Below are 18,414 nucleotides of genomic sequence, written 5' to 3' on the forward strand. Positions count from 1 at the left end.
CAGCTTGGGGGAGCGAGCCCCGCCGTACAAAACGGCCTAGGTGTGGATGGCGGGCGGACCATCGGGTTGACCTACGGGCGGCAGGGCGTGTGACTCAGTCGCGCGATGCCCGGCCGATTCTTTTCCGGCTGAGCCGATGTATTTGCGGCGAGGCGCGCGGCGCGCCGAGCCCAGCGGAGTCAGCATTCGGGTCGGCGCGTGGTGGACCACGGTCAGACGGCGTCCCGAGCCGCAAGGCGCTCAGCGAGGGCGATTGTGTAGGGGTGCTGCGTCGCGGCGGTGACCGCCCATCGGGTCACTGCGCGGTCGTGGATGGGCGAGCGTGGTGTGGCTGGTTTGTCGGGTGTTGACGCAGGGACAAAATTTGATATGCTGTCGGTTCGCTTCCGTTCGAACGATCGGGTCGAGCCGGCGGACAGCGCGCATTCGTGCGAGAGCGCGGGGGTGTTGTGTCGCGGGTCGGCGCGACGGGGCGGCGGCTGAACGGCGTGGACAGAGGATGCCCATGTAGCTCAGTCGGTAGAGCGCGTCCTTGGTAAGGACGAGGTCGGCGGTTCAATCCCGCTCGTGGGCTCCATGCCGGGCCGGGACGGGCGAGGATGGGTGAGGATCGATCGAGAACAGCGCCGAAAGGCGCGGCGAAGGAGACAGGACCATGGCGAAGGAAAAATTTGAACGGACGAAGCCGCACGTGAACGTGGGGACCATTGGCCACGTCGACCACGGAAAGACCACGCTGACCTCCGCGATCACGAAGGTGCAGGCGGCGAAGGGGCTGGCGACGTTCGTGACCTACGACCAGGTTGCGAAGGCGTCGGAGGCGCACGGCCGGCGCGATGCGACGAAGATTTTGACGATCGCGACCGCGCACGTGGAGTACGAGTCCGAGAAGCGGCACTACGCGCACGTGGACTGTCCGGGCCACGCGGACTATGTGAAGAACATGATCACCGGCGCCGCGCAGATGGACGGTGCGATTCTGGTGGTCAGTGCGTCGGACGGTCCGATGCCGCAGACGCGCGAGCACATCCTGCTGGCGCGGCAGGTGGGGGTGCCGTCGATTGTGGTGTTTTTGAACAAGGTGGACACGGTGGACGATCCGGAGCTGCTCGATCTGGTCGAGATGGAGATCCGGGATCTTCTGACGAAGTACGAGTTTCCGGGTGACAAGACGCCGATCATTCGCGGTTCGGCGCTGAAGGCGCTGCAGGCGCCGTCGCCGGACCACCCGGATGCGAAGTGCATCCAGGAGCTGATGGAGGCGTTGGACAACTTCATCGAGGAGCCGGAGCGTCCGATTGACCAGCCGTTCCTGATGCCGATCGAGGATGTGTTCTCGATTGAGGGCCGAGGGACGGTGGTGACGGGGCGCGTCGAGCGTGGCGTGATCAAGGTGGGTGACGAAGTGGAGATTGTCGGTCTGCGGGACACGCAGAAGACGACCGTCACCGGCGTGGAGATGTTCCGGAAGCTGCTGGATCAGGGGCAGGCGGGGGACAACATCGGTTGTCTGCTGCGCGGCACGAAGAAGGAGGACGTGGAGCGCGGGCAGGTGCTCGCGAAGCCGGGCACGATCACGCCGCACACGCGGTTCAAGGCGGAGGTGTACGTGCTTTCGAAGGACGAGGGCGGGCGGCACACGCCGTTCTTCAAGGGCTACCGGCCGCAGTTCTACTTCCGCACGACCGACGTGACCGGCGACATTGCGCTGCCGGAGGGGGTGGAGATGGTGATGCCGGGCGACAATGTGAGCATGGATGTGAGGCTGATCACGCCGATTGCGATGGAGAAGTTCATGCGGTTCGCGATCCGCGAGGGCGGCCGGACGGTCGGCGCGGGGCGCGTGACGGAGATCGTCGAGTAGTGCGGTGGGTGGAGGCTCGCGGCGATGCCGAGGGAGATCATCACGCTCGCGTGCACGGAGTGCAAGCGGCGCAACTACACGACGACGCGGAACAAGAAAGCGCAGACCGAGCGGCTGGAGCTGCGGAAGTACTGTCCGGCGGAGCGGCGGCACACTCTGCATCGCGAGACGAAGTGACGGGCGGGATTTGGCAGGCAGGCCAGTAGCTCAATTGGCAGAGCACCGGTCTCCAAAACCGGTTGTTGGGGGTTCAAGTCCCTCCTGGCCTGCCATCGGTGATCGGAGAGCACGGGCGGCATGGAGAAGATCCGGGCACTGATCGGTCGCTCACGCGGCTTTCTGGCCGACGTGCACGCGGAGCTTCGGAAGTGCTCGTGGCCGTCGCGGACGGAGCTGTTCGAGTCCACGGTGGTTGTGATCGTTTCGGTGGTGTTGCTGGCCGCCTTTGTCGCGGTGAGCGACGGCCTGGTGGTGCTCGTGCTGCAGGCGATCCTGCCGCGCTGACGGAGGTGGGGGTGGATGAAGAAGCAGTGGTTCGTGTTGCACACGCTGTCGGGGCAGGAGAACCGGGTGAAGGAGAGCATTGAGCGGCGCGCGAAGATCGAGGAAATGGGGGATCTGATCGGGACGGTGTTGGTGCCGACCGAGCGTGTCGCCGAGGCGAGGGGCTCGCGGCGCACGACCACGGTGAAGAAGTTTTTTCCGGGTTACGTGTTGATCGAGATGGCGCTGTATGACGAGGAGGACCGGCTGATCGAGCGGAGCTGGCGGTTCATTCAGGAGACGCAGGGGGTGATCCGGTTCATTGGCGGTGACCGGCCAGTGCCGCTGCGGCCGGAGGAAGTGGAACGGATCCTGTCGCAGGTGGAGGAGAAGAAGGACAAGGTGCGGCCGCGGGTGACCTTTGAGCCGGGTGAGTCGGTGACGATCACCGAGGGGCCGTTTCAGAATTTTACGGGGGTGGTGGAGGAGGTGGATCCGGCGCACGGCAAGCTGAAGGTGTCGGTTTCGATCTTTGGCCGCGCGACGCCGGTGGAGCTGGAGTATTCGCAGGTGGAGCGGGCGTGAGCCAGCCCGGGGCGGGAGAGCTATGGCGAAAAAAGTCACAGGTGTGATCCGGCTGCAGATTCCGGCCGGCCAGGCGAATCCGGCGCCGCCCGTCGGCCCCGCGCTGGGCCAGCAGGGCGTCAACATCATGGAGTTCTGCAAGCAGTTCAACGCGGCGACCGCGGCGCAGGCGGGGCTGGTGATCCCGGTGGTGATCACGGTTTACCAGGACAAATCGTTCACGTTTGTGACGAAGAGTCCGCCCGCGTCGGTGCTGTTGAAGCGGGCGGCGGGGATTGCGAAGGGGTCCGGCGCGCCGAATCGGGAGAAGGTGGGCCGGGTGACGCGGGCGCAGGTGGAGGAGATCGCGCGAGCGAAGGCGAAGGATCTGAATGCGGCGGACCTGGCGCAAGCGGTGAAGATGATTGAGGGAACGGCCCGCAGCATGGGCATCGAGGTGGTGTGACATGGCGCGGCACGGCAAGCGGTATGCGTCGGTGGCGAAGCTGGTGGACCGGACGAAGACCTATGAGCTGGCCGAGGCGATCCAGTTTCTGAAGGATCATCCGACCGCGTCGTTCGATGAGACGATGGAGGTGGCGTTCCGGATGGGGCTGGACCCCAGCAAGTCGGATCAGACGCTCCGCGGCACCGTGGTGCTGCCGCACGGCACGGGCAAGAAAGTTCGAGTGGCGGTGTTTGCGGACGGCCCGGCGGCGGATGCGGCGCGGGCGGCGGGTGCGGATGTGGTGGGATTGCAGGATCTGGTCGAGCGGGTGCTGGGCGGCTGGACGGAGTTCGATGTGGCGATTGCGACGCCGGACGCGATGAAGGAGGTCCGGAAGCTTGGCAAGGTGCTCGGGCCGCGCGGGCTGATGCCGAACCCAAAGACGGGCACCGTCACGAACGACACGGCGACCGCGGTGCGGCAGTGCCTGGCCGGCCGCGTGGAGTTTCGGATGGACAAGACGGGCAACGTGATCGTGCCGTTCGGGAAGCGGTCGTTTCCGACGCAGGCGCTGGTGGAGAACTGCCAGGCGGTCATTGATGCGATTCGGGCGGCGCGGCCGCCATCCGCGAAGGGCGTGTACATCCGGCGGTGCACGGTGAGTTCGACGATGGGCCCGGGTCTGCACGTGAACGTACGGGACAGCGTGTGAGCGCGAGGTGGGCATGAGCGCGACAGCGATGAGGGCAGCGCGGCGAATACGGCCGGAGAAGCTGGCGATCGCCGATGAGATCCGCCGCAAGGTGGACGGCTCCGCGTACGTGATTTTGGTGAACCCGTCGGGGTTGGATTCGGGGCGAAGCGCCGATCTGCGCGGACGGTTGCGCACGGCGGGCGCGCGGATGCAGGTGGTGCCGAACCGAATTTTTCGGGCGGCGATCGGTGACCGGGCCGCGAAGCTGGAGCGTGCGTTGCGCGGTCCGACCGCGATGGTGGTGGGCAGCGGGGATGTCGCCGAGGTTGCTCGGGTGCTGGTGCAGTATCAGCGGGAACTGAAGCTGGAGAACGTGTTGAAGTTGGGCGCGATCGGCGGCCAGGTGCTGGGTCCGGCGGAGCTGGCGGAGATTGCGAATTTGCCGCCGCGGCCGGTGATGCTCGGCATGCTGGCCGGTGTGTTGGCGGCGCCGGTGAGAGGACTGGTGACGGTGCTGCGCGAGACGACGGCCGGCATTGTGCGGGTTCTGCAAGCGATTGCGGATCGCAAGGCTAGCTGATCGCGCGGCCGGAGGATTTCGGGCGGGTGGTCCGCCCGCCGACAGAGACAGAACCAACGAGGAACGAGGAAACGAGCGATGAGCGAGACGACACAGACGGTGGAGCAGCCCCAGTTGGAGGGCAAGGCGGCCGAGTTCGTTGCGTGGCTGGAGACGCTGAACGTACTGGAACTGTCCCGGCTTGTGAAAGCGCTGGAGGCGCGCTTCGGCGTGTCTGCGGCGGCGCCGGTGGCGGTGGCGGCTGCGCCGGCGGCCGGTGGTGCGGCGGCCGCGCCGGCCGAGGAGAAGACGGAGTTCACGGTGGTGCTCGCTTCGGCGGGCGCGAACAAGATCGCGGTGATCAAGGAGCTGCGGGCGCTGACGAACCTGGGCCTGAAGGAGGCGAAGGACCTGGTGGACGGCGCGCCGAAGACGATCAAAGAGGGTGTTTCGAAGAAAGACGCGGAAGAGATGAAGGCGAAGCTGGAGGCGGCGGGCGCGAAGGTGGAAATCAAGTGATTCGCGCGGGGTGCGCGGTGGGCCCGGACGGAACCGGGCGGATCGGAGGCGTTCGCGACTGAGGACGTGGAATGGCCAGGCGCATCAACTTCGGAAAACTGAAAGATGTCATCGCTCCGCCGGACCTGATCGAGGTCCAGACGGAGTCGTACCGCGAGTTTCTGCAGCGGGACGTGCCGCCCGCGAAACGTCGGCGGGTGGGGCTGCAGGCGGTGTTTCGCGAGGTCTTCCCGATCGAGAGCTACGACGGGCAGTGCGTGCTCGACTTCGTGAAGTACGACATTCGGGAACCGAAGATGGGGCCCGTGGAGTGCCTGCGCGAGGGGCAATCGTACACCGCGCCGCTCTACGTGACCTTCCGCCTGAAGGACCCGAAAGAGGTCCGCGAGGAGGAGGTGTTCATGGGCGAGGTGCCGCTGATGACGGAGCAGGGCACCTTCATCATCAACGGCGCGGAGCGGGTGGTGGTCAGTCAGCTGCACCGCTCGCCGGGCATTTGCTTCGAGAGTGAAGACCATCCGAACGGCTCGACGCTGTTCTCATTCCGGGTGATTCCGGACCGTGGCTCCTGGCTCGAGGTGCAGTTCGACACGTCCGACATTCTGCACGTCTACATGGACAGTCGTCGGCGGCGGCGGAAGTTCCTCGCGGTGACGTTCCTGCGCGCGCTGATCGGCATGGGCGACCGCGGCGATGGCGAGAACGCCGGCCGCGGCACGGACGAGGAGCTGTTGCGGCTGTTCTATCCGATTGAGACACTGCGGCTCGACCGCGCGTCCGACCTTGCGCACCGGGTGCTGCTGCACGACGTGCTGGATCCGGACAATCAGGTGATTCTGGCGCGCGCCTACGATCCGCTCACGCCGGACCTCGCCCGGCAGATGCAGGCGGCCGGCCATCGGGAGGCGCAGGTGGTGAACATCCGCTGGGACGAGGGGGTGTTCCTTGCCAATGTGCGTCGCGATGCGCAGAACCGTACCGCGGAGGATGCGCTGAAAGACATCTACACGAAGCTTCGTCCCGGCGATCCGCCGACGCTGTCGAATGCGCGGCAGTTGCTGAAGCGGCTGTTTTTCGATGAGAACCGCTACAACATCACGCGTGTCGGTCGATACAAGATCCACCAGAAGCTCGGTGCGCACGTAGGGGCGGACGACTGCGTGATTCTCTGCAAGGAAGACATCATCGAGGGGATTCGCTACCTCATCAATCTGCGTCGCGGCGAGGGCACGGTGGACGACATCGATCACCTGGGCAGCCGGCGCGTGCGGACGGTCGGTGAACTGTTGGAGAGCCAGTGTCGCGTGGGGTTGGCGCGGCTGGAGCGGCTGGCGCGGGAGCGGATGTCGATGGTGGACCTCGCGGTGGAGAAGCCGACACCGCAGAAGCTGATCAATCCGAAAGCGCTCTCGACGGTCATCCGCGATTTCTTCGGGCGGAGCCAGCTCAGCCAGTTCATGGATCAGACGAATCCGCTCTCCGAGCTGGCGCACAAGCGGCGGCTGAGCGCGCTGGGACCGGGAGGTCTGAACCGGGAACGGGCGGGCTTCGAAGTGCGCGACGTGCACTCCAGCCACTATGGCCGGATTTGCCCGATCGAGACACCGGAGGGGCCGAACATCGGGCTGATCTCCTCGATGAGCATGTATGCGCGGGTGAACGCGTACGGCTTCATCGAGAGTCCGTACCGGCGGGTGCAGAACGGTCGTGTGCTGGACGAGGTCGATTATCTGACCGCCGACGAGGAGGAGAAGTTCATCATCGCGCAGGCGAACGCGCCGCTGGACGAGCGGGGCCGCCTCGCGAGCGAGCTGGTGATGGTTCGAAAGGGCGGCGAGTTCAAGGAGGTGCCGCGCGAGGCGGTGCAGTACATGGACGTGTCGCCGCGGCAGGTGGTGAGCGTTGCCGCCGCGTTGATTCCGTTCCTGGAGCACGACGATGCGAACCGGGCGCTGATGGGTTCGAACATGCAGCGCCAGGCGGTGCCGCTGCTGCGCGCGGAGAGCGCGCTGGTGGCGACCGGCAACGAGGAACGGATTGCGCGGGACTCACGGGTGCTGGTGCTGGCGCGCGAACCGGGACGGGTCGCGTACGTGTCGGCGAGCCGGATCATCGTGACGCCCGACGGACGGCTGCCGGACAAGCGGCATCTGAAGGACGGCCCGGAGGTTCAGATCTACGAGCTGCGCAAGTTCATGCGCACGAACGCTGGTACGTGTTTCAACCAGCGGCCGGTGGTGCGCGTCGGTCAGAGAGTCCGGCGCGGGGACGTGCTGGCGGATGGCCCATCGACCTCGAGCGGAGAGCTTGCGCTGGGTCGCAACGTGCTGGTCGCATTCATGCCGTGGCACGGCTACAACTTCGAGGACGCGATTGTCATCAGCGAACGGCTGGTGCGAGACGACGTTTACACCTCGATCCACATCGAGGAGTTTGAGTGTGGTGCGCGTGACACGAAGCTGGGGCCCGAGGAGATCACGCGCGACATCCCGAACGTGGGCGAGGAGGCGCTGAAGAACCTCACGCACGGCGGGGTGGTGCGGATCGGCGCGGAAGTGAAACCGGGGGACATCCTGGTTGGCAAGGTGACGCCGAAGACTGAAACGGAGCTGGCGCCGGAGGAGCGGCTGCTGCGGGCGATTTTTGGGGAGAAGGCGGCGGACGTGCGGGACACCTCGTTGCGGGTGCCGAGCGGCACCTGGGGGATCGTGATGGATGTGAAGGTGTCCGCGCGCAATGCGGTGAAGCGCACGAAGCTGAGCAGCCGGGAGCGCCGTCAGCAGATCAAGCAGCTGCAGGACGAGTTCCGGGAGAAGCGTCAGAAGCTTCAGGAGAGCTGCATCGAGTCGCTCGCGAACATTCTCCTGGGCGAGAAGATTCCGGTCGACGTGGTGAATCTCGAGAACGGCGAGACGATCATTCCCGCGAACCGCAAGATCACGAAGACGCTGCTGCGGAAGCTCGCGGCCGCCCGCGAGCACGTCGAGATGGATGCGGGGCCGGTCCAGGCGAAGATTCAGGCGATTTTGGCCGAATACAACCGCCGATTTTCGGATTTGGACGTGGAGGAGGCCAGCGCGCTGGACCGCGTGGAGAGCGGCGACGAGTACGATCCGGGCATCATCAAGCAAGTGAAGGTATACGTCGCGACGAAGAAAAAGATCAGCGTTGGCGACAAGATGGCCGGCCGGCACGGCAACAAAGGCGTGATTGCGAAGATCGTGCCCGAGGAGGACATGCCGTTCCTGGAGGACGGCACACCGGTGGATATTGTGTTGAATCCGCTGGGGGTGCCGTCGCGGATGAACGTCGGTCAAGTGTTGGAGACGCACCTCGGGTGGGCGGCGCGGTATCTCGGCTACGAGCTGGGGCGAATGGTGCGCACCGGTGCGGCGACCGCGGAGCTGCGAAAGTGTCTGGAGCGCATTTATGGCGCCGCGGGGCGTCAGTCGGAGATTGCGGGCGCCAGCGATGCGGAGATCCGCGAGCTGGCCGAGTCGTATGCGGACGGCGTGCGGTTCGCGTCGCCGGTGTTCGACGGTGCGCCGGAGCCGAACATTCACGCGTTGCTCGCGGAGGCGCGGAAGCGCGGTTCGCCGGTGGGCATGGATGGCAAGGCGGTGCTGTACGACGGCGGGACGGGCGAACCGTTCGAGCAGCGGGTGGTGGTGGGTGTGATCTACATGATGAAGCTGCATCATCTGGCCACTGACAAGATCCATGCGCGAGCGGTCGGGCCGTACTCGTTGGTGACGCAACAACCGCTGGGTGGGAAGGCGCAGTATGGCGGTCAGCGTTTTGGTGAGATGGAGGTATGGGCGATGGAGGCCTACGGCGCCGCCTATTCGCTGCAGGAGCTGCTGACCGTGAAGAGCGATGACATCCGCGGTCGGACTGCGATCTACGAGGCGATTGTGAAGGGTGACAACGTGCTCGAGGCGGGCACTCCGGAGTCGTTCAACGTGCTGATGAAGGAGCTGCAGAGTCTCGGGCTGGACATCAAGGTGCACCGCACCGGCAAGGGATGAGCGGCGCGAACCCCGGTTTAGGACGGAAGACACCATGGCCGATTCGTTGACCAGCGTCGTTCAGCAGGCTCTGGGGTTGGCCCCCGAGAGCGACTTCGACTCGGTCAGCATCACGCTGGCCTCGCCGGAGACCATCCGTTCCTGGAGCAAGGGCGAAGTCAAAAATCCGGAGACGATCAACTACCGGACCTTCAAGCCGGAGAAGGGCGGGTTGTTCTGCGAGCGGATTTTCGGGCCCACGAAGGACTGGGAGTGTGCCTGCGGCAAGTACAAGCGGGTGAAGCACAAGGGCGTGGTGTGCGACCGTTGCCTGGTCGAGGTGACGGAGTCCCGCGTGCGCCGCGAGCGGATGGGGCACATTGAGCTGGCCGTGCCGGTCTCGCACATTTGGTTTTACAAGTGCACGCCGAGCCGGATGGGGCTGGTGCTGGACCTTACGGGGAACCAGCTCGAGCGGGTGCTGTACTACGAAGACTACATTGTCGTTGATCCTGGCGACACCGCGCTGCGGCCGAAGCAGCTGCTCACCGAGCGAGAGTATCGAGAAGCGATCGATGCGTACGGGGAGGGGACGTTCCGTGCGCTGATGGGCGCGGAGGCGATTCGCGATCTGCTGAAGCAGGTGGATCTGGAAAAGGAGATCGCGCTGCTGACGGAGGAAATGGAGACCACCCGCAGCAAGCCGACGCGCAAGAAGCTGACCAAGCGGATCAAGCTGCTGGAGGGCTTTTTGCGCAGCGGATCGAGGCCGGAATGGATGGTGCTGGAAGTGTTGCCGGTGATTCCGCCCGATCTGCGCCCACTGGTACCGCTGGAGGGGGGGCGGTTTGCGACGTCGGATCTGAACGATCTGTACCGGCGTGTGATCAATCGGAACAATCGGCTGAAAAACCTTTTGCAGCTGAAGACGCCCGACGTGATCATCCGCAATGAGAAGCGGATGCTGCAGGAGGCGGTGGACGCGCTGTTCGACAATGGCCGGCATGGTCGCCCGGTGACCGGTGCGGGCAACCGTCCGTTGAAGTCGCTATCGGACATGCTGCGGGGCAAGCAAGGTCGGTTCCGCCAGAATCTGTTGGGCAAGCGGGTGGACTATTCCGGGCGCGCGGTGATCGTGGTGGGGCCGGACTTGCAGATGAACCAGTGCGGCCTGCCGAAGAAGATGGCGCTGGTGCTGTTTGAGCCCTTCATCATTCGGCGGCTGAAAGAACTCGGCATCGTCCACACCGTGCGCAGCGCAAAGAAGATGATCGAGCGCGAAGCGCCGGAAGTGTGGGACATCCTCGAGGAGGTGACGCGTGGCCACACCGTGATGTTGAACCGCGCGCCGACGCTGCACCGGTTGAGCATCCAGTCGTTCGAGCCGGTGCTGATCGAGGGCGAGGCGATTCGGATTCATCCACTGGTCTGCACCGCGTACAACGCGGACTTTGACGGCGATCAGATGGCGGTGCACGTGCCGCTGTCGGTCGAGGCGCAGCTGGAGTCGCGGCTGTTGATGCTGGCGCCGAACAACATCTTTTCGCCATCCAGCGGACGCCCGATCACGACACCGACGCAGGACATCGCACTGGGCTGTTACTATTTGACCAGCGACTCTCAGGCGGAGCGGATCCGGCAGCGGCAGAAGGGCGGTGCGGCACCTGACGAGCACCTGCCGCTGATGACGGGTCCCGACGAGGTGCACACCGCCTACGACGAGGGGGCGGTGCGGATCCACGACCGGATCCGTCTGCGGAACCCGTGCCGGGGGCGGTCGGGCGTGGTGTATGGCGATCCGAACGCGAACGTGATCGTGACGACCGTCGGACGGGTGTTCTTCAACGAGATCTGGCCGCCCGAGCTGGGGTTCGTGAATTCGGTTGTGAAGAAGAAGGACCTCGGCGACATGATCCGGCACTGTTACCGGCTTGCCGGCCACCAGGAGACGGTGCGGGTGCTGGACCGGCTGAAGCAGCTCGGGTTCGAGTTCGCGACGCGGGCGGGCATTTCGATCGGCATGGTGGACATGATCATTCCGCAGGAGAAGGCGGAGATCCTGGCCCGAGCGCGCCGTCAAATCGCGGAGGTGCAGGCGCAGTACAACCGCGGGGTGATCACCGACGGCGAGCGGTACAACAAGATCATCGATATTTGGACGCACGCGAACCAGGAAGTTGAGAACGTGATGTACAGCGCGCTCGACCGGAACATCGGGGAGGACGGCGAGCGGCGATCGGAGCTCAACCCGGTGTTCATCATGGTGGACTCCGGGGCGCGCGGCAGCCGGCAGCAGATCCGGCAGCTGTCGGGCATGCGCGGTCTGATGGCGAAGCCCTCCGGTGAGATCATCGAGCGGCCGATTTTGTCCAACTTCCGCGAGGGGTTGAGCGTGCTGGAGTACTTCATCAGCACGCACGGCGCGCGCAAGGGGCTGGCGGACACCGCGCTGAAGACCGCGGACGCGGGCTATCTGACGCGCCGGCTGGTGGACGTCGCGCACGACATCATCGTGGTCGAGGAGGACTGCGGAACGCTGAACGGAATCGAGGTCGCCGCGATCATTGAAGGGGAGGACGAGCGGCTGCCGCTGGTGCAGCGCATTGACGGCCGCACCGCGCTGGACGACATCCGGGATCCGCAGACGGGCGCGCTCATCGTCGCGGCCGGACAGGAAATTGACGAGAGCGCTGCGAACCGAATTGTGCAGGCGGGCTTCGAGCGGGTGCGCATCCGCAGCGTGCTGACGTGCGAGTCGGTCCGCGGGGTGTGTGCGAAGTGCTACGGCCGCAACCCGGCGACCAACCGTCCCGTCGCGCTGGGGGAGGCGGTGGGCATCATTGCGGCGCAGTCGATCGGCGAGCCGGGTACGCAGCTCACGATGCGGACGTTCCACATCGGCGGGACTGCGAGCTCGGTGTTCAAGCAACCGCAGATCGTTGCGCGGCATGACGGGATCCTGCGCTACCAGGATCTGCGCACGGTGCAGACCGTGGAGCTGGTGGATGGTCGAGAGCAGCCGCGGTTCGTGGTGCTGAACAAGAACGGCGCGCTGATCGTGTACGACGCGGACGGCCGCGAGCTGGAGCATCACACGCCGGTGATCGGCGCGGTGATCAGTGTGCCGGACGGCGGCACCGTGACGAAGGGTCAGCAGATTGTGAAGTGGGACCCGTACAGTGTGCCGATTCTGTCTGAGCACAGCGGTGTCGTCGAGTTTCGGGACTTTATTGAGGGGGTGACCGTCCGGCGCGAGAAGAACGAGATCGGCGCGGAAGAGACGGTGGTGACGGAGCATCGGGAGGATCTGCATCCTCAGATCCTGATCCGCGCGGAGCCGGGCGGAGAGGTGCTCGGCAGCTATGCGATCCCCGCCGGAGCGCATGTGACGGTGGCGGACGGCCAGCGGGTGCACGCGGGGGCGATGATGGCGAAGACGCCGCGCAAGGTGGTCCGCACGAAAGACATCACCGGCGGTCTGCCGCGTGTGGCGGAGCTGTTCGAGGCCCGCAAGCCGAAGGACGCCGCCGAGATCGCGAAGATCGACGGCATCGTGGACTTTGGCGGCACGGTTCGCGGGCGGCGCCGCCTGCTGGTGCGCGATCCCACGACCGGGGATGTGGAAGAGCATCTGATCCCGCTGGGCAAGCACATCGTCGTGTTTCGCGGCGACCGGGTGAAAAAGGGGCAGCAGCTCACAGAGGGCCCGGTCGTTCCGCAGGAAGTGCTGGACGTGTGCGGGCCGAAGGAGCTGCAGGAGTACCTGCTGAATGAGATTCAGGAGGTCTATCGTCTGCAGGGGGTAGAGATCAACGACAAGCACATTGAGATCATCGTCCGCCAGATGTTGCGGAAGGTGAGGATCACCGACCCCGGGGATACCGAATTCCTCTGGAGCGAGCTGGTCGAGAAGTACCGTTTCCAGGAGGTGAACCGCCGCGCGGTGGCGGAGGGCAAGCGGCCGGCGGAGGCGCAGCCGGTGCTGCTGGGGATCACGAAGGCGGCGCTGGAAACGGAGAGCTTCATTTCGGCGGCGTCGTTCCAGGACACGACGCGAGTTTTGGCGGATGCGGCGACGCTGGGCCGGCGCGACTACCTGCACGGGTTCAAGGAGAACGTGATTCTGGGCCATCTGATTCCGGCGGGGACCGGTTTCCCGATGTATCGCAACATCAAACTGGTGCCGCTGGCCGAGCCGATCGCGGTGGAAGACCTGCTGGGCGACCGGCTGCAGACCGCCGCGCCGGACGCGGCGATGCTGGCCTCGGCGATTCCCGAGGAGGACATGGAGAGCTGACGTTGCGCGGCGCGGGAGCGCCGGTTAGAATAGAGGTTTACCCCGAGGATCGAACGCGATGCCGACGATCAACCAACTGGTGCGGGCGGGGCGGCCGAGGCCCCGCCGCAAGAGCAAGTCACCGGCGCTGACCGGATGCCCGCAGCGGCGCGGCGTGTGTCTCGTTGTGAAGACGATGACGCCGAAGAAGCCGAACTCCGCGCTGCGCAAGATTGCGCGGGTGCGGCTCACCAACGGTTACGAGGTGACCGCGTACATTCCCGGCGAGGGTCACAATCTGCAGGAGCACAGCATGGTGCTGGTGCGGGGCGGGCGGGTGAAGGACCTGCCGGGCGTCCGCTACCACATCATCCGTGGCACGCTCGACGCGTTGGGCGTGGAGAGCCGGCGTCGCAGCCGGTCGAAGTACGGAGCGAAGCGGCCGAAGGCCGCCGCCGCAAAGGGCTGAGGGGACCCGAGCTACCATGGCACGACGTCGCAGAGCGGAACCGCGGCCGGTCACGCCGGACGCACAGTACAACAGCGAGCTGGTCGCGCACCTGATCACGACGGTGATGCGGCGCGGCAAGAAATCGGTCGCGCAGCGGATCGTCTATGGCGCGCTCGCGCAGCTTCGCGAGAAGGTGCCGGATCAGTCGCCGTTGGAGGTGCTGGCGCGTGCGGTGGAGAACGTGAAGCCCCGGCTCGAGGTGAAGTCGCGCCGGGTGGGTGGGGCGACGTATCAGGTGCCGGTGGAGGTGCCGGAGCGCCGTCAGCTCGCGCTCGCGTTGCGCTGGCTGCGGCAGTTTGCGTCCGCGCGGCGCGGCGTGCCGATGGAGCGCGCGCTGGCGCTGGAGATTCTTGACGCCTACAACAACACCGGCGCCGCGATCAAGAAGCGCGACGACACGCACAAGATGGCGCAGGCGAACAAGGCGTTTGCGCACTATCGCTGGTGATGCTGACCGATGGCCGCCGTGCTCGAACCGATGCCCACCCGTCCGACGTCCGGCTCACCGGACGCCGCACCCGCGGCCACCGCGCGCCGCTGGCCGCTGGAGCGGGTGCGGAACATCGGCATCGTCGCGCACATTGATGCGGGCAAGACGACGCTGTCGGAGCGGATTTTGTTCTATTCGGGCCGTGTGCATCGGATGGGCGAGGTGCACGACGGCACCACCGTGATGGACTGGATGGACCAGGAGCAGGAGCGGGGCATCACGATCACGAGTGCGGCGACGACGTTGCGCTGGAGGGACTGCCAGATCAACCTGATCGACACACCCGGCCATGTGGATTTCACGGCGGAGGTCCAGCGCTCGCTGCGGGTGCTGGACGGGGCGATCGGCGTTTTTTGCGGCGTTGCGGGCGTGCAGCCGCAGTCGGAGACGGTCTGGCGGCAGGCGCGGCAGTACGGGGTGCCGTGCCTCGCGTTTGTGAACAAGATGGATCGCAAGGGGGCGGATTTCGCGGCAGCGGTGCGCAGCCTTCGGGAGCGGCTGGGGGCGGCGCCGGCGGTGATGCAGCTGCCGTGGGGGGCGGAGGAGGAGTTTCGAGGGGTGCTGGATCTGGTACGACGGCGCGCGCTCGAGTTCGACGAGGCGGCGCTCGGCGCGCGGGTAGTGGAGTCGCCGGTGCCGTCGGAGTACGTCGAGACGGTGGAGGCGGCGCGCGCGGAGCTTTGCGAGAGGGTCGCGGAGGCGGACGAGTCGACGCTGGCGCTGTATTTGGAAAATCCGGATCTCGCGCCGGAGGTGATTCTGGCCGGTCTGCGCCGTGCGACGATCGCGGGCCGCCTGCTGCCGGTGCTGTGCGGCAGCGCGCTGCGCAACCGGGGTGTGCAACCGCTGCTCGACGCGGTGGTGGACCTGTTGCCGTCGCCGCTGGACGTGCCGCCGGTGCGCGGTCATCACCCGAAGACGGGGGCGGAGATCCAGCGGCGCGCGGACGACACGGAGCCGCTGGCGGCGCTGGTGTTCAAGATCGCGACGGATTCGTTTGTCGGGAAGCTCGCGTACGTGCGGGTGTACTCGGGCGTGCTGCATCGCGGTACGAACGTGTACCACCCGCGGCTGCGGCGCCGCGAGCGGGTGGCGCGGATCGTGCGGCTACACGCGAACCAGCGGGAGGAGATCGAGGAGCTGCGCGCGGGGGACATCGGCGGCATACCGGGGCTGCGCGCGTTTGCGACGGGGGACACGATTTGTGCGGAATCGCATCCGATTCTGCTGGAGCCGATCGCGTTTCCGGAGCCGGTGGTCTCGATGGCGATCGAGCCGCGGTCGCAGGCGGACCGTGCAGCGCTGGACGCGGCGCTGGCGGCGCTGGCGGACGAGGACCCGACCTTCCGCGTATCGACCGACCCGGAGACCGGCCAGACGCTGATCAGCGGGATGGGCGAGCTGCACCTGGAGGTGTTGCGCGAGCGGCTTGTGCGGGAGTTCAAGGTGCCCGCGAACGCGGGCCGGCCGATGGTGTCGTATCGGGAGACGGTGACGCGGCCGGCGGAGTCGGAGCATGAGTTTCACCGCGAAATTGCGGGTGCGATGCAGTTTGCGCGGGTGCGGGCGGCAGTGGCGCCGCGGGCGCGCGGCGAGGGGAACACGATTGCGGTCGAGGCCGGCGAGCGCGAGATTCCGGAGATGTTTCGCGGTGCGGTGGAGTCGGGCGTGCGGGATGCGCTGGCGACCGGCCCGCTGGCGGGGTATGCGGTGGTGGACACCGCGGTGCGGATCACGGGGGGTGCCTGGCGGGAGGGGGACACGACCGAGATCGCGTTTCGGACCGCGGCGATGCTGGCGGTGCGCGAGGCGATGGCCGCCGCGGAGCCGGCGTTGCTGGAGCCGATCATGGCGCTGGAGATCGTTACGCCCGATGCGCATCTCGGCGACGTGCTGGCCGATTTGAATGCGCGGCGCGGCCGCGTGCGGCAGGTGGAGGCGCGCGAGGGCCTGACCACCATTCGTGCGGAGGCGCCATTGATCGAGCTGTTCGGGTATGCGACGACGCTGCGGTCGCTCACGCGCGGCCGTGCCACCCACAGCATGGAGCCGCGGCGGTTCGAGCGGGTGCCGGCGGCGCAGCAGGATGCCATGATACGGCGGTAAGCGAGGCGAACATGACGGGGCAACGGATACGGATTCGTCTGCGGGGTTACGATCACCGGGTGTTGGACCAGTCGGCGGCGGACATCGTCGAGACCGCGAAGCGCACGGGCGCGCGGGTGGCCGGTCCGATTCCGCTGCCGACCCGACACGAGCGGTTTTCGGTCAACCGGAGTCCCCACGCGGACAAGAAGTCGATGGACCAGTTTGAGATTCGGACGCACAAGCGAGTGCTGGACATCATCCGGCCGACGGCGCGGACGGTGGACGAGCTGAAGAAGCTGAACCTGCCGGCTGGCGTCGACATCAACATCAAGGTGTGACGAATGAACGCGCTGATCGGGCGGAAGATCGGCATGACGCGCGTCTTTGATGCGGACGGGCGGCAGCTGTCGGTGACGGTGCTTCAGGCGGGGCCGTGCGTGGTGGTTCAGCGGAAGCGGGCGGATCGAGATGGGTACGACGCCGCGCAGCTGGGCTTTGAGCCGTGCAAGCCATCGCGGGCGACGCGCGCGGCGGTGGGGCACGCGAAGGCGGCGGGGGTGGGACCGTTTCGGGTGCTGCGGGAGGTGCCGCTGGATCCTGGTGAGGACCCGAAGCCGGGTGACACGGTCACGGCGGCGATTTTCTCGAAGGGCGAGCTCTTGGATGTGACCGGTGTGACAAAGGGGCGGGGCTTCCAGGGGGTGATGCGGCGGCACGGGATGGCGGGGCAGCCGGCGTCGCACGGTCATACGATGCATCGGCGTCCGGGGTCGGTGGGCATGCGCGAGCTGCCGGGGCACATTTTGAAGAACAAGCGGATGCCGGGGCACATGGGGCACGTGCGTGTGACGGTGCAGCATTTGCGCGCGGTGGACGTCCGGCCGGAGGATCACCTGGTGCTGGTGCACGGCGCGGTGCCCGGCCCGGTGGGGGGCCTGGTGATGATCCGGCGGGCGCTGAAGAAGGCGGCGAAGTGATCATGAGCAAGCTGGAGGTACGGAATTTAAAGGGCGAGACAGTTGGTCACTACGAGTGGGACGACCACCGTCTGGTGACCGATCGCGGGGTTCAGGCGGTACACGATCTGGTCGTGGCGCGACAGGCGACGCGGCGGGCCGGCACCGCGAACACGCGGGGCAAGGGGGAGGTGGCGGGCAGCAACCGGAAGCCGTGGCGGCAGAAGGGCACTGGCCGGGCGCGGGCGGGGTACCGCCGGTCGCCGATCTGGCGCGGCGGGGGGGTGGCTCACGGTCCCCATCCGCGCAGTTATGCGATGCGGGTGAACCGGAAGGCGGCGCGGCTGGCGTTCGCTCGGGCGGTGAGCGAGCGGATCGCTGCCGGCGAGGGGGTGGTGGTGGAGTCGCTGGAGATTCCGGAGCCGAAGACGCGGCACGTCGCCGAACTCGTGCGCTCGCTGGGTTCGCCGAGGAGCTTGTTGTTGCTGGCCGAGCCGGTGGGGCGGAATCTGCGGCTGGCGGCGCGGAACCTGCCGGGGGTGGAGGTGGCGGCGGCGAGGGACGTCGGCGTGGAGGCGGTGCTGCGTCCCGCGCGGATTGTTGCGACGCCGGCGGCGATGGACGTGCTGGCCGGCCGGATCGCGCCGGTGGTGGCGGGAGGTGCGCAATGAAGCCGGCCGAGACGATCATTCGTCGCATGCTGGTGACCGAGAAGGGAACGCGGTTGCGCGAGGGCCGTCAATACGTGTTTGAGGTTGCGCCGGACGCGAACAAGATCGAGATCCGCCGCGCGGTCGAGCAGCTGTTCAAGGTGCATGTGACCGCGGTGAACACGATGTGGCGGCGGGGCAAACTGAAGCGGGGGCGGACGCTACAGGCGGGCCGCACGCCGTCACGAAAGCGTGCGATTGTGACGCTTCGCGAGGGCGAGAAAATCGAGATGACGTGAGGCGAG

17 protein-coding genes and 2 tRNA genes are annotated in these 18,414 nt (G+C 66.5%); all 19 read left to right on the plus strand.

The annotated features are described in order from the left end of the window. Window positions 1-501: 501 nt before the first annotated feature. The 19 genes from N2652_10915 (at window position 502) to rplW (ending at window position 18,408) form a co-directional block, all read left to right on the plus strand. Window positions 502-577 (plus strand) — tRNA-Thr (locus N2652_10915). Window positions 578-655: 78 nt separating this feature from the next. After that, the gene (tuf, locus tag N2652_10920; GenBank protein ID MCX7819695.1) at window positions 656-1,864 is read left to right on the plus strand and encodes an elongation factor Tu; all 1,209 of its coding nucleotides are present in this window, start codon (window positions 656-658) and stop codon (window positions 1,862-1,864) included. A gap of 24 nt (window positions 1,865-1,888) precedes the next feature. Then, window positions 1,889-2,041 (plus strand): 50S ribosomal protein L33, encoded by a 153-nt coding sequence (gene rpmG / locus N2652_10925; protein ID MCX7819696.1) that lies wholly within the window; start codon window positions 1,889-1,891, stop codon window positions 2,039-2,041. Window positions 2,042-2,060: 19 nt separating this feature from the next. Beyond that, window positions 2,061-2,136: transfer RNA gene (locus tag N2652_10930), tRNA-Trp, on the plus strand. A gap of 25 nt (window positions 2,137-2,161) precedes the next feature. Next, window positions 2,162-2,368 carry a preprotein translocase subunit SecE gene (secE, locus tag N2652_10935; GenBank protein MCX7819697.1) on the plus strand — a complete coding sequence of 69 codons (207 nt, stop codon included), beginning with the start codon at window positions 2,162-2,164 and terminating at the stop codon, window positions 2,366-2,368. Between the two features lie 15 nt (window positions 2,369-2,383). Next, complete coding sequence (nusG, locus tag N2652_10940; protein ID MCX7819698.1) at window positions 2,384-2,932, plus strand: transcription termination/antitermination protein NusG; 549 nt, start codon at window positions 2,384-2,386, stop codon at window positions 2,930-2,932. A 22-nt stretch (window positions 2,933-2,954) separates the two neighbouring features. After that, the gene (gene rplK / locus N2652_10945) at window positions 2,955-3,377 is read left to right on the plus strand and encodes a 50S ribosomal protein L11 (GenBank protein MCX7819699.1); all 423 of its coding nucleotides are present in this window, start codon (window positions 2,955-2,957) and stop codon (window positions 3,375-3,377) included. Window position 3,378: 1 nt separating this feature from the next. Then, complete coding sequence (rplA, locus tag N2652_10950; protein MCX7819700.1) at window positions 3,379-4,071, plus strand: 50S ribosomal protein L1; 693 nt, start codon at window positions 3,379-3,381, stop codon at window positions 4,069-4,071. A 13-nt stretch (window positions 4,072-4,084) separates the two neighbouring features. Further along, window positions 4,085-4,633, plus strand: coding sequence for a 50S ribosomal protein L10 (gene rplJ / locus N2652_10955; GenBank protein ID MCX7819701.1), 549 nt, complete (start codon window positions 4,085-4,087; stop codon window positions 4,631-4,633). 78 nt (window positions 4,634-4,711) lie between these two features. After that, window positions 4,712-5,131, plus strand: a complete 420-nt coding sequence (gene rplL, locus N2652_10960; GenBank protein MCX7819702.1) for a 50S ribosomal protein L7/L12 — start codon at window positions 4,712-4,714, stop codon at window positions 5,129-5,131. A gap of 71 nt (window positions 5,132-5,202) precedes the next feature. Then, window positions 5,203-9,159 (plus strand): DNA-directed RNA polymerase subunit beta, encoded by a 3,957-nt coding sequence (gene rpoB / locus N2652_10965; protein ID MCX7819703.1) that lies wholly within the window; start codon window positions 5,203-5,205, stop codon window positions 9,157-9,159. 34 nt (window positions 9,160-9,193) lie between these two features. Then, on the plus strand, window positions 9,194-13,435 hold the full coding sequence (gene rpoC, locus N2652_10970) for a DNA-directed RNA polymerase subunit beta' (GenBank protein MCX7819704.1): 4,242 nt from the start codon (window positions 9,194-9,196) through the stop codon (window positions 13,433-13,435). Between the two features lie 58 nt (window positions 13,436-13,493). Next, complete coding sequence (rpsL, locus tag N2652_10975; GenBank protein ID MCX7819705.1) at window positions 13,494-13,883, plus strand: 30S ribosomal protein S12; 390 nt, start codon at window positions 13,494-13,496, stop codon at window positions 13,881-13,883. A 16-nt stretch (window positions 13,884-13,899) separates the two neighbouring features. Continuing rightward, window positions 13,900-14,373 (plus strand): 30S ribosomal protein S7, encoded by a 474-nt coding sequence (gene rpsG, locus N2652_10980; protein ID MCX7819706.1) that lies wholly within the window; start codon window positions 13,900-13,902, stop codon window positions 14,371-14,373. Window positions 14,374-14,382: 9 nt separating this feature from the next. Further along, window positions 14,383-16,521 (plus strand): elongation factor G, encoded by a 2,139-nt coding sequence (gene fusA, locus N2652_10985; GenBank protein ID MCX7819707.1) that lies wholly within the window; start codon window positions 14,383-14,385, stop codon window positions 16,519-16,521. Between the two features lie 11 nt (window positions 16,522-16,532). Beyond that, a complete protein-coding gene (rpsJ, locus tag N2652_10990) occupies window positions 16,533-16,841 on the plus strand; it encodes a 30S ribosomal protein S10 (protein ID MCX7819708.1) in 309 nt (102 codons plus the stop codon). A gap of 3 nt (window positions 16,842-16,844) precedes the next feature. Next, on the plus strand, window positions 16,845-17,480 hold the full coding sequence (gene rplC / locus N2652_10995) for a 50S ribosomal protein L3 (protein MCX7819709.1): 636 nt from the start codon (window positions 16,845-16,847) through the stop codon (window positions 17,478-17,480). Between the two features lie 2 nt (window positions 17,481-17,482). Next, window positions 17,483-18,130 carry a 50S ribosomal protein L4 gene (gene rplD, locus N2652_11000; GenBank protein MCX7819710.1) on the plus strand — a complete coding sequence of 216 codons (648 nt, stop codon included), beginning with the start codon at window positions 17,483-17,485 and terminating at the stop codon, window positions 18,128-18,130. Next, complete coding sequence (rplW, locus tag N2652_11005) at window positions 18,127-18,408, plus strand: 50S ribosomal protein L23 (GenBank protein ID MCX7819711.1); 282 nt, start codon at window positions 18,127-18,129, stop codon at window positions 18,406-18,408. Before rplD ends, rplW begins: the two co-directional genes overlap by 4 nt. Window positions 18,409-18,414 lie beyond the last annotated feature (6 nt).

The organism is Kiritimatiellia bacterium, assembly GCA_026417735.1.
Taxonomy (GTDB): Bacteria; Verrucomicrobiota; Kiritimatiellia; order PWTM01; family PWTM01; genus CAACVY01.

Coding starts and splice junctions, on each gene's coding strand:
- rplA (MCX7819700.1), top strand. CDS start 3,379: ATGGCGCGGCACGGCAAGCGGTATGCGTCGGTGGCGAAGCTGGTGGAC.
- fusA (MCX7819707.1), top strand. CDS start 14,383: ATGGCCGCCGTGCTCGAACCGATGCCCACCCGTCCGACGTCCGGCTCA.
- rplW (MCX7819711.1), top strand. CDS start 18,127: ATGAAGCCGGCCGAGACGATCATTCGTCGCATGCTGGTGACCGAGAAG.
- rpsL (MCX7819705.1), top strand. CDS start 13,494: ATGCCGACGATCAACCAACTGGTGCGGGCGGGGCGGCCGAGGCCCCGC.
- secE (MCX7819697.1), top strand. CDS start 2,162: ATGGAGAAGATCCGGGCACTGATCGGTCGCTCACGCGGCTTTCTGGCC.
- rpoC (MCX7819704.1), top strand. CDS start 9,194: ATGGCCGATTCGTTGACCAGCGTCGTTCAGCAGGCTCTGGGGTTGGCC.
- tuf (MCX7819695.1), top strand. CDS start 656: ATGGCGAAGGAAAAATTTGAACGGACGAAGCCGCACGTGAACGTGGGG.
- rplK (MCX7819699.1), top strand. CDS start 2,955: ATGGCGAAAAAAGTCACAGGTGTGATCCGGCTGCAGATTCCGGCCGGC.
- rpoB (MCX7819703.1), top strand. CDS start 5,203: ATGGCCAGGCGCATCAACTTCGGAAAACTGAAAGATGTCATCGCTCCG.
- rplD (MCX7819710.1), top strand. CDS start 17,483: ATGAGCAAGCTGGAGGTACGGAATTTAAAGGGCGAGACAGTTGGTCAC.
- rpmG (MCX7819696.1), top strand. CDS start 1,889: ATGCCGAGGGAGATCATCACGCTCGCGTGCACGGAGTGCAAGCGGCGC.
- rpsG (MCX7819706.1), top strand. CDS start 13,900: ATGGCACGACGTCGCAGAGCGGAACCGCGGCCGGTCACGCCGGACGCA.
- rplL (MCX7819702.1), top strand. CDS start 4,712: ATGAGCGAGACGACACAGACGGTGGAGCAGCCCCAGTTGGAGGGCAAG.
- rplJ (MCX7819701.1), top strand. CDS start 4,085: ATGAGCGCGACAGCGATGAGGGCAGCGCGGCGAATACGGCCGGAGAAG.
- rplC (MCX7819709.1), top strand. CDS start 16,845: ATGAACGCGCTGATCGGGCGGAAGATCGGCATGACGCGCGTCTTTGAT.
- rpsJ (MCX7819708.1), top strand. CDS start 16,533: ATGACGGGGCAACGGATACGGATTCGTCTGCGGGGTTACGATCACCGG.
- nusG (MCX7819698.1), top strand. CDS start 2,384: ATGAAGAAGCAGTGGTTCGTGTTGCACACGCTGTCGGGGCAGGAGAAC.